A 14,925-nucleotide genomic window follows, 5' to 3' on the forward strand; every position below is an offset into this window, starting at 1 on the left:
CCCTTCTCATATACTTAATCCCAACAGAAGTATACCATTATTATTTTGACTCAATCATTCATGGAGAGGCTGAAGGTTCTTAACCATTTCATGAACCAAATATTCAGCATCCTCCCCAACCCCTTGGAGCAGCGCCGAACCCCTTCTGTATTGCCAAGGGAGCCCTAAGAAGTATAACCGTTGGCTATCAGCAACTCCTCTTTTATGAATCGGCATCCCCTTCTCATCAAAGATTGCGGGAATCTTTATCCAGCTAAAATCCGATTTAAAGCCAGTGGACCAAATCAGATTTCTTACTTTCACTGTGCTTTGGTCCTCAAAGATGAGGTTATGATTATCGGCAGATACAGCCTTCGGTTTCTGCTGTATTCCTCCGTTTTTAAGCTTCACTTTTAGGTCATATCCAAAAATCGGATCAGGCTTATTCCTGATCATCTGTCCGACTTGGCTGTTTACGTTTGCCTTTAATAATCCTAATTTATCAAACCACCAAAAGATGCTTTTGCCACCTAAGTCCTGAGGCAGGAATTTAGGTTTGTGCCCCACTGATATATACACATCTCGATGATCCGCCAATTCTGCTGCAATTTGTGCCCCGGAATTCCCTCCGCCTACTACAACTGTGGTACCGCTTTGGAGCTGATCAGGACTTTCATACTCTGAAGAATGCAACTGAAGGACTTCATCTGAAAGGTGTTTTGAGAATTCAGGTATATTTGGCTTCTGGAAAGGACCTGTGGCAACTACCACCTGTTTGCTTCGGTATTCACCTTGGCTGGTGGACAAAACATAACAATCCCCTTCTTTCTCTAGTTCTGTAACCATTGTTCGGAGCTTTACTGGAAGGTAGAACTCCTTTGCATACTTCAATAAATAGTCACTGATTTCATCTTTTGTTGGATATCCATTCGGATCACCACTCAAAGATAAACCCGGAAGAGAACTGAAAAAACGCGGTGTAAAGAGCTTTAGAGAATCATATCTATTCCTCCAGCTCTCACCTATTTCATTGCCCTGATCCAGAATAAGAAAAGATAAATTCCACTTTCTAAGGAAATAGCCTGCAGAAAGACCAGCCTGACCTGCCCCTATAACCAGAACATCGTATAACAAAATATCTCCCCCTAGTAAAAGAGCTTCCCATAAAAAGCGGGAAGCCCTAACTTATTTGTCCTTAATTCTGAGAAGACGCAAGCCGTTTAATGTGACAATAAGAGTCGCACCCATATCTGCAAAAATCGCAATCCAAAGCGTTAGCCAGCCTGGTATGACCAGAAGTAATGCGACAAGCTTTATTCCTAATGAAAACGTAATATTTTGCTTAATAATGCTAAGGGCTTTTCTGCTTAACTTCACTGTAAATGGCAGTTTCCCAAGATCATCTGCCATCAGGGCAATATCCGCTGTTTCAAGAGCCGTATCCGTTCCAGCTCCCCCCATGGCAATTCCAACGGTAGAAGCAGCTAATGCAGGGGCATCATTTACACCGTCACCAACCATTGCCACACGGTCATATTTCTTTCTAAGATCTTTAATAAACGTTAATTTATCCTGTGGCAATAATTCAGCTTTAATATCCGATACGCTTACTTGTTCACCAATCGCGTTTGCAGTACCCTCGTTATCGCCAGTAAGCATAATGGTTTTTTGAATTCCCATAGAATGAAGATTTTCAATAACATTTTTGCTGTTTTCTCTTAACACATCCGCAACGTCAATCAGACCTAATACTTCTTCTGAAGTACCTGTCACCATGACCGTTTTTCCCTGCTTTTGAAGGCGGGCAATGGTTGCTTTTAATTCAGCTGGAATTCCGTTTGTTAATAGTTCCTCAAACAAATTTGGGCTTCCAACATAATACATCTGATTTTGAAAGATTCCTTTAATTCCTTTTCCGGTAATAGAAGAAAAGTCTTCAATACTGATGTCCTGGTATGGCGCATTTTCATCTTCCGCTTTTTTCATAATAGCCGAAGCGAGTGGATGCTGTGATCCTTTCTCCAATGCGGCAACAATGGACAAAAGTTCATTAGAATTTGCATGGGGTTGCGGCAGATAATCTGTTACCATTGGAATCCCTTTTGTTAGTGTTCCCGTTTTGTCAAAGGCAATGGCTTTGATTGCCCCCATCTCTTCTAAATGAATACCGCCTTTAATCAGTACACCATTTTTTGCGGCATTCCCAATCGCAGTCACAATTGCAACAGGGGTCGAGATCACGAGCGCACAAGGACAGCCAACCACAAGTGCAGCTAATCCCTGGTATATCCATGTATCCCAATCAGCTCCAAAAAACAGCGGAGGAACAACGGCCACACCTAAGGCAATAAGCATGATGAGCGGCGTATAGTATTTAGCAAATTTGTCGACAAAGGCTTGTGAAGGGGCTCTCTCAGCCTGAGCCTCTTCCACCAAGTGGATGATCTTTGCAATTGTCGTATCATCTACATGCTTCGTCACTTTAACCTCAAGCAGTCCCTCTTCATTCAAGGTTCCTGCAAAGACTTCATCTTCAGCCATTTTGGCAACAGGGACAGATTCCCCCGTAATAGCAGCTTGATTGACGGAAGACAAGCCCTTTACTACAATGCCATCCATCGCGATTTTTTGCCCTGGCTTGACAATCATAATGTCGCCAAGCTGAATCTCCTCCACCTCAACCATCATTTCTTGGTTCCCTCTTCGGATTAAAGCTTCCCGTGGAGCTATATCCATTAAGGAACGGATTGATTGACGAGCTTTATCCATGGAATACGTTTCAAGCGCTTCACTAATCGCAAATAGGATGACCACGGTTGCTCCTTCGCCCCATTCCCCAATAAAGGCAGCACCAATGACGGCAATCGTCATAAGTGTTCTCATATCAAACTGAAATCGGAATAGATTTTTTACCCCTGTTGTGAATAAGCGGTATCCGCCAATAACCATCGATGCGCCATACGCTAAAACGGAGAAAATGCTCCCTTCCCCATTCAGTTCCCCTGCAAACCATCCAATAACGAGGAGGACAAAGGAAGCGATAACAGTCGCATGCTTTTTCAGAAAAGGTTCCTTCTTCTCCTCAAACCGCTCCTTCTCAGGGATAATTTTTATATTCTCAAAGGCTCCAGCCTTTTCCAGTTCTTCAATGGTTGCTTCTCCATAAACGGTCAGCTTTGAAGCACCGAAATTTACATTTGCATCAGAAACACCATCCAGGTGTTTTACGTTCTTTTCGAACTTTGTGGCGCAGCCTGCTCAGGTGAATCCCTGCACACGATAGACCGTTTTTTCATCTGATTTCGCTAGTGCCTCACTCATAGTGCTCCACCTCCCTTTGATGTGTAAAGGCAATTTGAATCAGCTGTTTGACATGATCATCATCCAGCGAATAAAAGACTAATTTGCCCTCCTTACGATATTTCGCAAGTCCCATATTTCGAAGAAGCCGTAAATGGTGAGAAGCCGTTGCCGTTGTGCACCCCACAATATTGGCTACATCACAGACGCATAGTTCATCTTCTTCACTTAGGGAAAAGGCAATCCTAACCCTAGTGTCATCAGATAACGCCTTAAATATTTGGGCAACAGCAGAGGTATTCTGTTGGGAGACAGATTCTTTCACACGCCTTACTTTCTCTTCATCGACGCAGGTTACTTCACAAACATCATCGTGCTTCAAAAGAAGCCACCCCCTTAATCAAACGATTATTTGAGTATTAGTATATGCATCATTTTTTAAATAGTCAAACATTCATTTGATTATTAGGAAGATATTTTCTTGTCATAAAAAATGAGTATCTAAAAGCAAAAAATGATTCATCCAAATTGAGGATGAACCATTTATAGAAAATCGGCAGCACCTTTCCCTTTTACTTCAAGAAATTTGCTATTCTAGCAAAGTAGGTTGTCCCCCTGCTATTTGACATTAACTGCTCGGTAGTACAATTAACCCTTCTGCATTTTAGTTCGTTCCTTTTAAACTATTTCTTTACCTTCACCAACCATCCTGCCCCATTAAACAAAAGCTGCCATAGGTAAATGTGAACTTTGGGAAAAGAATTATGAAATTGGGGAAACGAGCACTTAATTTGGGGAAAAGATTCAGCAAATTGGGGAAACAGCACTCCAATTTGAGGATAAGAAACACTGAAATGAGGAAAAGCTATCCCGCTTAGGATAGCTTAATTTTTTCGAAGCCTCCACATGGCTCCCTATAAGGAGGTTTTTTATATATTGAAATAACTAATTAAAGAGGAACGTTTTCAAAATGTTCAACTGCAGGAAATGGATCATAGAAATGGTGCAGCTGTTTTTTCCATTCTTGATACTCTTTCGATTGTCTAAACCCAACTGTATGGGCCTCTAATGATTCCCACTTCACAAGCAATAAATATTTACCCTTAACTTCCATACATCGCTGCAGCTCGTGAGATATGTACCCTTTTATGGAAGAGATAATTTTTGATGCTTCACGAAACGCTAGTTCATATTCTTCCTCCATTCCTTCTTTTACTTGCAGCATTACGGCTTCTAAAATCATGTAAAACTTCCCCTTTCCTTGATTTCTCATTTACTAAAGAGCTCTTGATTTCTATTTAATCATAACAAGTGAATGTTTTGGGCAGCTGATCGCATATTCTATTAACTTACCTGCTCCGATTGTTCCAAAAGACAAACCGCCATTTTGGCAGCTGTCTATAGTTCACTAATTCTATGATTATTCACTCAAAAATATAAAACAACGGGAAACGAGTGCTTCCCATTGTTTTTAAGTTTATTCAGCTGGTGTTTTCATTAATTGTTTTGAATGGCTGACTGATCTGAATTCACTAACAAGAGTAGAGCCTAATAGCAATACACCACCAAGCATTTGAACAATTGTCATTTGTTCTTGCAGGATAATTGCAGAAATCAATATAGCTACAAATGGATCTACATAACTTAGCATAGCTATACTCTGACCTTTTAATTTTTCCATACCAGAGAAAAATAACCAAAACCCAATCCCAGTGTTGACGATCCCTAAAATTAGAATAAAAGGAATGGAAGAACCTGATATTTCAAAGATGCCAAATCCTTCGGTAAGGAAAACATATGGCATTAGCAGTAAAGTGGTTGTTCCAAGCTGAATGATGGTCAGCTCTAACTTTCCCATATCTTTGATAAATTTATTTAAAAGCAATAACGCAGCATAAAATGCAGCTGCGATTAATCCAAAGGAAAGTCCAAGTATATCCTCTGATTCCGATGCACTCATGCCTTCTCCTACAATCATTAACATACCAATGATGGCTACACCAATACAAACCATTTTTTTTATGGATAATTGTTCCCGAAGTATAAACGGTGAAAGAATCATCACAAGCACAGGCGCAAAGTAATAACCCAGTGTTGCATTGGCAATGGTCGTATAGTCATAAGATTGATAAAGAAAAATCCAATTCCCTCCCAATGCAATACCTGAAAGAATCAAAAATAAAGCATTCGTTTTTACTAAATTCCATGATATTTTTTTCTTCATCAAAAAGAATATCAACAGTAAAAATATGCATCCCAGGAAACTGCTTAGTAAAGCTCTTTCGCTCGAAGCTAAATCAATGTACCGGACCACCAGACCAATTGTACCGAAAGTAATCATTGATAATATAAACTGAATTTTAGATTTCATCTTCTGCTCCTGCCAATCTGCGAATCAGCTTATATTTCGCAGATTCTTAATATGTTTGCTTAATTTCACATTTCAATCTCAGTCGGAAAGCGCTTTGCATAGTTTTGATTGATCTCGACACAGTCCCCATTGAGTTTGCTTCATCTGTAGTTCAAATGGAATCTCAATGATTCGCAGACCCTTTCTTTGAGGAGAATTAAAGAAACTTTTCAATCACAAAAAACTTTTTTTACAGCTCTCCTTTCCTATCTTGAATTTTTGATAGTAATAACATATCATGGTGTCACATATTACAAAAACGAATGTTTCTCATGATATATATGACAAAACCAGATGGAAAGGAAAAGCGATATGAATATCCAAAAATATATGGCATTTGTTAAAGCAGCAGAATTCGGCAGCTTCACAAAAGCTGCAGAAGCACTGGACTATACACAGTCTGGAATCAGCCGTATGATTAACGATTTAGAAACGGAATGGGGGGTTTCCCTTTTTGAAAGAGGCCGTGCGGGTATCAGTTTAACCTCTGATGGCTTAAAATTGCTGCCCCAATTAAAGCGGATCTGCAATGAGCAGGAAATCTTAATGACACAGATCGAAGACTTACACGATATACAGTCCGGGATGATTCGTATTGGGACATTTTCAAGCGTAGCAACTCATTGGCTCCCTAACATGATCAGAGTTTTTAAGAAGGATTATCCGAAGATTGATTTTGAACTTCTGCTTGGTGATTACACAGAAATTGAAAGATGGGTTTTAGATGGACGTGTTGACTTCGGATTTGTGCGGCTGCCGTCAAAAGCAGAACTTGAAACGATCTTTTTGGAGCAAGACCGTTTGCTGGTAGTGATTCCGCAAAATCATCCGCTTGCTGATTGCGAGAAGTTTCCAATCAGCGGCTTATTGAACAGCCCGTTTATGCTTTTGGAAAAAGGGGCAAAGGCAGAAATCTCCGAAATTTTTGAAATGCACCATATTTCACCCCAAGTTAATTTTACAACATGGGATGACTACGCAATTATGTCTATGGTGGAAAACGGGCTGGGAATCAGTATATTACCGGAATTGATTTTACAGCGTATTCCTCACAAAATTATAGCGAAAGAGCTAGAAGTTCCTGCTTTTAGAAATATTGGTATTGCTGTGAGAGACCAAAAATCACTTTCTCTTGCGTCCAAGAGGTTTTTAGAATATATATCATATAGAAACAGGGATTAAAAAGGTGTGATGGAGAAATCATGTATTCACACTGTTAAAATACCACATCATTTCAATCCTGATTTCTCTCTCCACTTATCTTTGGATTTAATTATGTCTAGCTTAATTTCATGTCGTAAAAGGTTATTATCTAATTTAACGATTTAAGAAACTGCCTGTTCAGCTGACAGAAAAGCACCTGCAAGATGGCCGCCAAATGATGAATTCGTCTCTGTACCTGCAAAAATAATTTTCTTTCCTGCCATCAATATAGGTCTCTTCAGACTGTCAGCATTGAATCATTTTTTAATTCCCGATGCAATACTTCTCCCATACGCTTCATCCCTTCAATAATCTTCTCTTTAGACATATTGGAGTAATTTAAACGCAATGTATTTGTTTGTGTGCCATTTGGAAAGAAGGGAACACCAGGGACACAAGCTACATTGTTTTTCAGGCACTCTGTAAATATATGTGCTGAGTCAATGCCTTCCGGGAGCTCTACCCAAATAAATAATCCGCCTTCCGGCTTACTGTAGGACAAATTCTTTGGGAAAAATTCTTCAATGCAACATAACATAGCTGTGCATCTTTCTTTATAAACAGCTTTTATTTTATGAATGTGCTCTTCAATTTCGTAAAGCTCCATATACTTTGCCGTAATTCTTTGAGCAAAGCTATCTGTATGCAAGTCAGCTGTTTGTTTAAAAGCAACATACTTATCAATGAAAACTTCGTCCGCACAAATCCATCCAAGCCGAAGACCGGGAGTGAAAATTTTCGAGAAAGTGCTTAAATAAATGACTCTGCCTTCTGTGTCAAAATGTTTCACAGGCGGGAGTTCCTCTCCAGCAAACCTTACAGCTCCGTAGGGATTATCCTCTACAATCAGCACATCATATTGATTAGCAAGCTCAATCATTCTTTTTCGCCTCTCGAGTTTCAAGGTGCGGCCAGTAGGGTTTTGGAAATCAGGAATCGTATAAATAAATTTTGTATTGGGATGCTCTTGCAGCTTTTTCTCCAGCTCTTCCATCACCATTCCATCATCGTCCATTGCTGCTTCAATAAACTTTGCATTATATGACTTGAATACATTAATGGCTGCAAGATAGGTTGGGCTTTCACAAATAATCGCATCTCCCTCATTGATAAATAATCTTCCCGTAAGATCGATTGCCTGCTGGGATCCTGATGTAATAAGAACATTTTCAATGCCAGAGTCAATTCCAGCCATTTTCATTCTCTGACAAATAGCTTCTCTTAAAGGAATATATCCTTCAGTCGTACTATATTGAAGGGCAGCAGCTCCTTCATCATTCAAGACAGCATTGCATGCATCCTTAATAGCTTCTACAGGAAACAGCTCTGGAGCTGGCAGTCCTCCTGCAAAAGAGATTACTTCTGGCCTTTCTGTTACTTTTAATATTTCACGTGTCTCAGAAGATGTTACAAAGCGAGCTCTCTCAGCAAATTTATGTTCCATTTATAAACATTCCTTTTTTATTTTTTGGAGTTAATTATAATACTGAAAATTCAGTCACTCAAACTTATACTTTTCTCTTTTTGATGGATACCTGCCCAAAAAACAATGGGAATCAGCAATAATGAAAGGATAGCACCAGAAATTGAAAGGGCTGCATAGCTGGAATACGCTACAATTATCCCAGATACACCTCCTCCTAATGCTCCTGATAAAGCGATCCATACATCGATAGAACCCTGCGTCTTAGCCCGAGTAGTAGCGTGAGTTGAATCGACAAGAATGGCCGTGCCGCTAATTAAGCCAAAATTCCATCCAAGCCCGAGTAAAACAAGTGCTATATTGAGTACGGCCATTGAATCAGGAGGTCCCGCTGCAGCCAGAATGCCAGAAGCAAGCAGTGTAATAGCAGAAGCAGTAGCCATAGCAGCACGGCCAATTTTATCAACAAGAAAACCAGTTACTAACGAAGGCAAAAACATCGCTCCTATATGAAATCCAATGACAAGCCCTACTTCATTCAAAGCATGTCCATGGTGTCCCATATGTATGGGGGTCATCGTCATAATGGCCATCATCACAAATTGAGTTAAAACCATTACGGCAGCTCCTGCAAAAATGCCTCGCCTGTTTATCGATACCAAATTCGAACTTTTCACTAAATGATTGTTTTTACTTTGTGCCTCTGATATGGCTTTTGCCGCAATAAAGGGGTCAGGACGAAGGAAAATAAATAGAACGAATCCAGCAAGTATATACGCCGCAGCCGCTAATAAAAAGGGGCCGGCTAAAGCAGGAATTCCTATGGATATGGCGAACTCCCCCATTACATCCACCAGGTTTGGGCCGGCAACAGCACCGAATGTGGTGGAGACCATGGCCATGCTAATAGCCTTTGCCCTCTGTGTCGGGTTTGCCAGGTCAGTTCCAGCATAGCGTGCTTGTAAGTTTGTAGCCGTTCCAGCCCCGTAGATGAGCAGTGAAATAAATAATAGCAGAATGCTGTTTGTTAATGATGAAATCACTACTCCAAAAGCGCCGATGCCTCCAGCCAAAAATCCTGCCGCAAGTCCAGGACGGCGGCCAAACCGCTGAGAAAGCCGCCCCACCAGCAGCGCAGCACCCGCTGATCCTAAAGTAAATAAAGCGGTCGGAATTCCCGTTACACTATCTGTCCCCATCATATTTTGCGCTAGAAGTGCCCCTACTGTTATTCCGGCTGCAAGTCCTGCTCCTCCAAAAATCTGGGATATGACAATAACAATTAATGTTCTTTTGTATAGCTGCTGCTGTTTTTCAGAAGAAATTATGCAGCTTTGCAGTAAAGCAGATTGGGCGTCTAACACCTTTTCACTATTGTTAGGCAAGATCATTCACCTCCCTTTCTAGACAGCCAACACTATTTTCTTAATATTCAAACTAGATTTAAATTATCTTAACACGCACAAAAAAACCATACAATATGATAATTGTATGGCAAACAATATTAGGTAAGACCGTCTAAAAGACGTTTAAGGATAATCAACCCACGCTCAAGCTCTTTAAGCGTTTCCGGGGCACAAACAGAAATTCTTACAGCCCTCTCCGGACAACTGTTTCCCACTACAAACCGCTCAGCTGCAAATACCTGTACTCCTTGCTGTTTCGCTAAAACTTCAAATTCAGCCCCTGTAATCTTGCCTGGCAATAGCAGCCAGCGAAAGATGCCTGTTTCAGCACCTAAGCACGTAAAGTCTGCCAGATATCGGTTTACGAGTTGATTTCTGCGAATAGTCTGCTTCTGATGGCCCTCAATTAAGACTTCGAATTGATTCGATACAATCGTACGTGCTGCCAGTTCTGCCAGGAGTGGAGAAACGGATACATTTAAATTATAAAGCGCCCGTGAAATTGGCTCCTTGAATTGACTCGGCACTGCTGCATAGGCCAGCCGCAGACCCGGTGCAAATGTTTTAGATAAACTTGCAATATAGATGACCTGTTCTGGTGCAAACGATGCGACTGCCGGCAATGGTTCTTTGTTGAGAAGATGGTACGATGCATCTTCGATAATGAACTGATTATATTTTTTAGCAATGGCTGCGATCATTTTTCGGTTCCCGACCGACATAAAGGAAGCTGTCGGATTATGATAATCCGGAATCAAGTAAATGCCTTTAATATTTTCATTTTTACACGCATATTCAAAAGACACCGGGCTCATTTCATAGTTTTCTGTTTTTATTGGCACCAGCTGCACACTAAGCATCGAAGCAGCCGTTTTTAAACCAGGGTATGTATGCTGGTCAACTCCAATTCGCTCTCCCGGCTTACAAAGACTGGCCAGTGCAGCCGCAATCGCATTTTGACCCCCATTCGCAAATAAAATGTGATCAGCGGTTGTTTCTAACCCGCCTCTGCGGATAAGCTTTACCGCTGCATCCTTTTGCCAATGGCTTTCACCTCCCCGGCCATAACCGAACCATTTTTCATAATCTGTTTCCTGCAGCATACTTTTCAGCTGGAGCATCAGCGGCTCGAAAGAAGCATTGTCCGGAAGTGTTGCTCCCATTTCAATTAGATGCTTCGGCTTTGTATCTTCAAGTAAATACGCATTCGATAGAGCATCATAGGACACAAATGTGCCGCTTCCAACCGTTGCACTTAATAACCCCTTTAACTCACACACTTTAAATGCTTTTGAAATGGTGCTCAAATTTAAATCTAAATAATCGGCCAGTTCCCGCTGTGGAGGAAGTTTCGTTCCGGGCAATAACACTCCATTTAAAATATCCTGTTCCAATTGCCCTGCCAGTGCTTGATAAATGGGCTTTTCTGTTCTATCAATGGATGGCTTCCAGGTCATAGGATAGTTTTCAAAAGAATTAATCGGCATGATACGCACCCTTTTTTGTACAAGTTTTCAATGAAACTGTTTCTTTAATTATAACCCTTGTTCCTCTACCCTGCCCATTTCGCCGAACCAAGAAAAAAATTCAGTTTTTATTCTCCAAGTACTTTTCCCATTCGCTTAGATACATCTTAGGTTCATTTTCAGGCTCAGCTGATAATTTACAGATAAATTCTAATGAATTTCCATCTGGGTCATGAAAATAGACCATAGCATGTGTCTGGTCTGGCATTACAATGGGTTCAAGTGGTTTAAAGCCGAATTCTTCACGCATTTCAATGCCTCGCTTTTCAAGCCACTCTTTTGCATTCTTTAAATCTTCTAAATCTACTCTAAATGCAACATGTCTGATGGAAGGATGATAGTTCATTTTTGCTTGGTCACATTCCCATAATCCCAGCCAGCTTTCATTCTTAACGATCCAAAAAAATGCTGTTTTTTCGTATTTTATTGCTAAATCCAGACCCAAGCCCCTGTAAAACTCAATCGACTTGCTGATATTACTTACCGGTAAATGTGCTTCATACAGTCCTTTAATCATTCTTTAACCTCTTTCCCTAATTTTCTTAACATTAATATATCAGTAACGGATCCCATATTCCGTCCACAATATGGATGAAGTCTTATACTTCTTTATATGTATTTGCTTTCATCTCTTTAGAGATTTCCAAAACAAAAAAGCTGCCCCGCATTTGTGCGGGCCAGCCCATACCTATTCGATTACTTCCACACGTACACTTTTTCGCCCCCATTGAAGGGCATCACTGCGGTCAGGAATGAACACATCGATTGAACTTCCATTTATGCCGCCTCCTATGTCCGCTGCTATCGCAACTCCATAGCCTTCTACTTTTACGATGGAGCCAAGCGGAATGACACTGGGGTCGACAGCAATCACTTTCGCATCAGGGTACTTTTTTAAATCCAGACCCATCCGTGTCACACCTGAACAGCCCTCACAATCAGCCGTGTACGCTGTGCTTTCCACAGTCAATGTTTTACCGGCAGCTGAACCGCGCTTGGCCTTTCGATCCAGCTCTGCTCTTGTCCTCGGACCGGCAATTCCGTCTGCAGTCAGGCCTAGCTGTCTTTGAAAGCTCTTGACAGCGCTCACTGTGCCATTTCCATAAATACCATCTAAATTAGATTTGTAGTGACCTGTTTGTTTCAATTGATATTGAATTTGGATGACTTGTTTCCCAATATCTCCATATCTCAGCACTTTTAGCGCATAGTTTGTTTGCGGCCCAGCAATCCCATCAACCTTTAGATTGCGCTTACGCTGAAAATCCTTAACGGCTTCCACCGTGATACTTCCATAGTATCCTGTCGATGTATGGTACGGGAAAACCCCTTTTGTCATCAGGTAATCCTGCAATTCGGCCACATCTGACCCTGATGATCCATTGGCAAGTGTCCGATCCCCAAGCGCCGCTTCTGTAAATGAAGGAGCGGCAAGCATGAGAACCCCAGCCGCAAGAGCCATCAGCATGTTTCTAAATTTCTTTAACATAAAAAAATCCTCCCCAATTTCTTTTTACATAAAAGAATTCGAGAGGAAATGACATTATTCGTGTATAGAAAGCAGAATCACAACGTTCGGCCCTCAATCATCCATTATCTTGAAATAATGTGCTCTATTTTGTCTGCGTATATATTACGCAACATAATGAGAAAATAGAACCCCCAAAAATGCCCTTTTTTCAAGCTAATTCTGCGCAATTTGAATAAGGTTGCCGCATGTATCATCGAAGACAGCCAATGTGACATCACCCATTACTGTCGGCTCAATAGTAAACTTCACTCCGTGGTTTATTAATCGGTTATATTCTTCGTGAACGTCCGCAACGCCAAACATTGTTGCCGGGATTCCTTCGGTAAATATCTTCTTTTGATATTCTTTGGCAGCCGGATGTACATTCGGTTCCAGCAAAAGCTCCGTACCGTCTTGATCATCGGGAGAAACAAGGGCGATCCACCTGTGTTCTCCGACTGGAATGTCATGCTTTTTTACAAACCCCAGCGTTTCTGTATAAAATTTCAATGCCTTATCCTGATCCTGGACGAAGATACTGGTAACAATAACTTTCATCATGTTTTTGCCTCCTTGATATTTGTAAATTATGATTCTGTACTAACAATCTGGCTGCCAGAAAACCAGCAGGCACATCTGTCCAAAATCCCTATTTCGTTTTTAGTGAATTACTCTACCCAGCCTTTCAGCAAATTTTTTAGCGGCTGGTTGTTAAAAATAATTACACGGTATTTTCCTTTGCGTTCTGATTTTATGAGCTCTGCCTCTTCCAATACAGAAAGGTGTTTAGCTATTGCCTGCCGCGAAATGGAAAGATTGTGCTTCATAATGAGACGAGCTGTTAGTTCATACAGCGTCATCTCTTTGCGTTCGGACAGTTCGTCCATTATAAGCCGCCGAGTCGAATCAGCCAGTGCTTTGAATATAGCGTCTTTGTCCCAATTCATATCACGATTATAAGCAACCTCATGGTTACTTGTCAATACGAGCAACCTTTAGGTTGCTTAATGAAGGTGCCCTATCAATCTCGACGGTAAGCACCAAGAATCTGCACAATTTATAAAGGTTTAAGTCCAATGGAATGCATACCTTATTCTGTATGAGTAAAAAATACTGAAGAGGTGAGAACAATTGGAAAATGATAATATAAAGCTTACAGCTTCCGAAATAGGAACACTATGGGGGGAGTATGTAAACGGAACAATGACCGAAATCGTAAATAGGTATATGATTTCTATTATAGAAGACGAAGAAATGAAACAAATCTTTGAAATAGCAATAAAGACAGGGGAAAAGCAAAAGAAGCAGCTTGTTTCCTTCATTAAGAAGGATGGATTTCCAGTGCCCATTGGATTTACAGAGTCCGACCTCAATAAAAGTGCAGAGAGATTGTTTTCAGACACATTCTGCTTAAATTATTTACATATTATGACTATACATGGTTTGCTGGGTCATACAACCGCTTTAAGTGTTTCGGTCAGAAAGGACTTAAGGGAGTTTTACAATTCATGTGTGGATGATGCAAAAAGCATGTACGATTTAACCATTGAGCTGCTGCTGAAAAAAGGTGTTTTCCAAAGAGATCCTTATTTTTATCCTAATGAGAGCCCTGAACTTATAACTGCAACAGATTTTACTGATGGATTTTTTGGAAAAGGGAGACTTTTATCTTCTACAGAAATAATCAGTATTTCTCTTAACATTAAAAAGGGGATTATGGCAAAAGCCCTTTCCATCGGATTCAGTCAAGTCACAGAATCGAAAGAAATAAGAAAGTTTTTTGAGGAATTAGAAAAAACTGCCGATGGAAACCTGCAGGCCTTTTCAAAAATATTACACAAGGATAATTTGCCAGTCCCAATGTCGTGGGAATCAGAGATTACTACATCAAAGGACTCTCCATTTTCCGATAAATTAATGTTGTATCATATGGGTTTCCTGACACAAACTGCACAAGTATATTACGGAACAGGTTTAGCAGGAGCCATGCGGACAGACCTGGCCTTAGCTTATGAAAAAGCCATCCTAAAAACATTGGGAATCACCAGAAAATGGTTCGGTATTATGGTGAAAAACAAGTGGTTAGAACAGCCGCCGCTTGCTCCTAATAGGAAAGAACTTGCACAGGATAAATAAGTTAACTCCCTTATTTGTGTGAGGGGAGTCCC

At 40.7% G+C, this 14,925-nt stretch carries 14 protein-coding genes; 2 read left to right on the forward strand and 12 right to left on the reverse strand.

Annotated features, from left to right (window positions below; genetic code table 11):
• Positions 1-54: 54 nt before the first annotated feature.
• The 5 genes from QUF73_14145 to QUF73_14165 form a co-directional block, all read right to left on the reverse strand.
• Entirely contained in the window at positions 55-1,113 is a 1,059-nt protein-coding gene (locus tag QUF73_14145) for an NAD(P)/FAD-dependent oxidoreductase (GenBank protein ID MDM5227342.1), read from the reverse strand.
• A gap of 51 nt (positions 1,114-1,164) precedes the next feature.
• Positions 1,165-3,300 (reverse strand): heavy metal translocating P-type ATPase, encoded by a 2,136-nt coding sequence (locus QUF73_14150; protein ID MDM5227343.1) that lies wholly within the window; start codon positions 3,298-3,300, stop codon positions 1,165-1,167.
• Positions 3,293-3,661, reverse strand: coding sequence for a metalloregulator ArsR/SmtB family transcription factor (locus QUF73_14155; GenBank protein ID MDM5227344.1), 369 nt, complete (start codon positions 3,659-3,661; stop codon positions 3,293-3,295). Before QUF73_14155 ends, QUF73_14150 begins: the two co-directional genes overlap by 8 nt.
• A gap of 567 nt (positions 3,662-4,228) precedes the next feature.
• Complete coding sequence (locus tag QUF73_14160; GenBank protein MDM5227345.1) at positions 4,229-4,522, reverse strand: antibiotic biosynthesis monooxygenase; 294 nt, start codon at positions 4,520-4,522, stop codon at positions 4,229-4,231.
• Between the two features lie 234 nt (positions 4,523-4,756).
• The gene (locus QUF73_14165; protein MDM5227346.1) at positions 4,757-5,650 is read right to left on the reverse strand and encodes a DMT family transporter; all 894 of its coding nucleotides are present in this window, start codon (positions 5,648-5,650) and stop codon (positions 4,757-4,759) included.
• 351 nt (positions 5,651-6,001) lie between these two features.
• Here QUF73_14165 and QUF73_14170 point away from each other — a divergent pair, with 351 nt between their 5' ends.
• On the forward strand, positions 6,002-6,871 hold the full coding sequence (locus tag QUF73_14170) for a LysR family transcriptional regulator (protein ID MDM5227347.1): 870 nt from the start codon (positions 6,002-6,004) through the stop codon (positions 6,869-6,871).
• Between the two features lie 259 nt (positions 6,872-7,130).
• Here the strand turns inward: QUF73_14170 and QUF73_14175 are convergent, their stop codons facing one another.
• From QUF73_14175 to QUF73_14205, 7 genes are all read right to left on the reverse strand, one after another.
• A complete protein-coding gene (locus QUF73_14175) occupies positions 7,131-8,336 on the reverse strand; it encodes a PLP-dependent aminotransferase family protein (protein MDM5227348.1) in 1,206 nt (401 codons plus the stop codon).
• 50 nt (positions 8,337-8,386) lie between these two features.
• Positions 8,387-9,706: an MFS transporter gene (locus tag QUF73_14180; GenBank protein ID MDM5227349.1), complete on the reverse strand. Its 1,320-nt coding sequence runs from the start codon at positions 9,704-9,706 to the stop codon at positions 8,387-8,389.
• A 113-nt stretch (positions 9,707-9,819) separates the two neighbouring features.
• Positions 9,820-11,208 carry a PLP-dependent aminotransferase family protein gene (locus tag QUF73_14185; protein ID MDM5227350.1) on the reverse strand — a complete coding sequence of 463 codons (1,389 nt, stop codon included), beginning with the start codon at positions 11,206-11,208 and terminating at the stop codon, positions 9,820-9,822.
• A 100-nt stretch (positions 11,209-11,308) separates the two neighbouring features.
• Positions 11,309-11,764 (reverse strand): VOC family protein, encoded by a 456-nt coding sequence (locus tag QUF73_14190; protein ID MDM5227351.1) that lies wholly within the window; start codon positions 11,762-11,764, stop codon positions 11,309-11,311.
• Between the two features lie 171 nt (positions 11,765-11,935).
• Complete coding sequence (locus QUF73_14195) at positions 11,936-12,736, reverse strand: peptidoglycan-binding protein (protein MDM5227352.1); 801 nt, start codon at positions 12,734-12,736, stop codon at positions 11,936-11,938.
• A 195-nt stretch (positions 12,737-12,931) separates the two neighbouring features.
• Positions 12,932-13,315 carry a VOC family protein gene (locus QUF73_14200; protein MDM5227353.1) on the reverse strand — a complete coding sequence of 128 codons (384 nt, stop codon included), beginning with the start codon at positions 13,313-13,315 and terminating at the stop codon, positions 12,932-12,934.
• Between the two features lie 110 nt (positions 13,316-13,425).
• Positions 13,426-13,704, reverse strand: coding sequence for a metalloregulator ArsR/SmtB family transcription factor (locus QUF73_14205; GenBank protein MDM5227354.1), 279 nt, complete (start codon positions 13,702-13,704; stop codon positions 13,426-13,428).
• 184 nt (positions 13,705-13,888) lie between these two features.
• Between QUF73_14205 and QUF73_14210 the strand changes: the two genes are divergently transcribed.
• Positions 13,889-14,893 carry a DUF3231 family protein gene (locus QUF73_14210; GenBank protein ID MDM5227355.1) on the forward strand — a complete coding sequence of 335 codons (1,005 nt, stop codon included), beginning with the start codon at positions 13,889-13,891 and terminating at the stop codon, positions 14,891-14,893.
• Positions 14,894-14,925: the final 32 nt, after the last annotated feature.

This window comes from Cytobacillus sp. NJ13 (assembly GCA_030348385.1).
Taxonomy (GTDB): Bacteria; Bacillota; Bacilli; order Bacillales; family Cytobacillaceae; genus Cytobacillus.

Excerpts from the sequence above, each read along its gene's own strand:
- QUF73_14160 (MDM5227345.1), bottom strand. The coding sequence starts at position 4,522 with ATGATTTTAGAAGCCGTAATGCTGCAAGTAAAAGAAGGAATGGAGGAA.
- QUF73_14165 (MDM5227346.1), bottom strand. The coding sequence starts at position 5,650 with ATGAAATCTAAAATTCAGTTTATATTATCAATGATTACTTTCGGTACA.
- QUF73_14170 (MDM5227347.1), top strand. The coding sequence starts at position 6,002 with ATGAATATCCAAAAATATATGGCATTTGTTAAAGCAGCAGAATTCGGC.
- QUF73_14175 (MDM5227348.1), bottom strand. The coding sequence starts at position 8,336 with ATGGAACATAAATTTGCTGAGAGAGCTCGCTTTGTAACATCTTCTGAG.
- QUF73_14180 (MDM5227349.1), bottom strand. The coding sequence starts at position 9,706 with ATGATCTTGCCTAACAATAGTGAAAAGGTGTTAGACGCCCAATCTGCT.
- QUF73_14185 (MDM5227350.1), bottom strand. The coding sequence starts at position 11,208 with ATGCCGATTAATTCTTTTGAAAACTATCCTATGACCTGGAAGCCATCC.
- QUF73_14190 (MDM5227351.1), bottom strand. The coding sequence starts at position 11,764 with ATGATTAAAGGACTGTATGAAGCACATTTACCGGTAAGTAATATCAGC.
- QUF73_14195 (MDM5227352.1), bottom strand. The coding sequence starts at position 12,736 with ATGTTAAAGAAATTTAGAAACATGCTGATGGCTCTTGCGGCTGGGGTT.
- QUF73_14200 (MDM5227353.1), bottom strand. The coding sequence starts at position 13,315 with ATGAAAGTTATTGTTACCAGTATCTTCGTCCAGGATCAGGATAAGGCA.
- QUF73_14205 (MDM5227354.1), bottom strand. The coding sequence starts at position 13,704 with ATGAATTGGGACAAAGACGCTATATTCAAAGCACTGGCTGATTCGACT.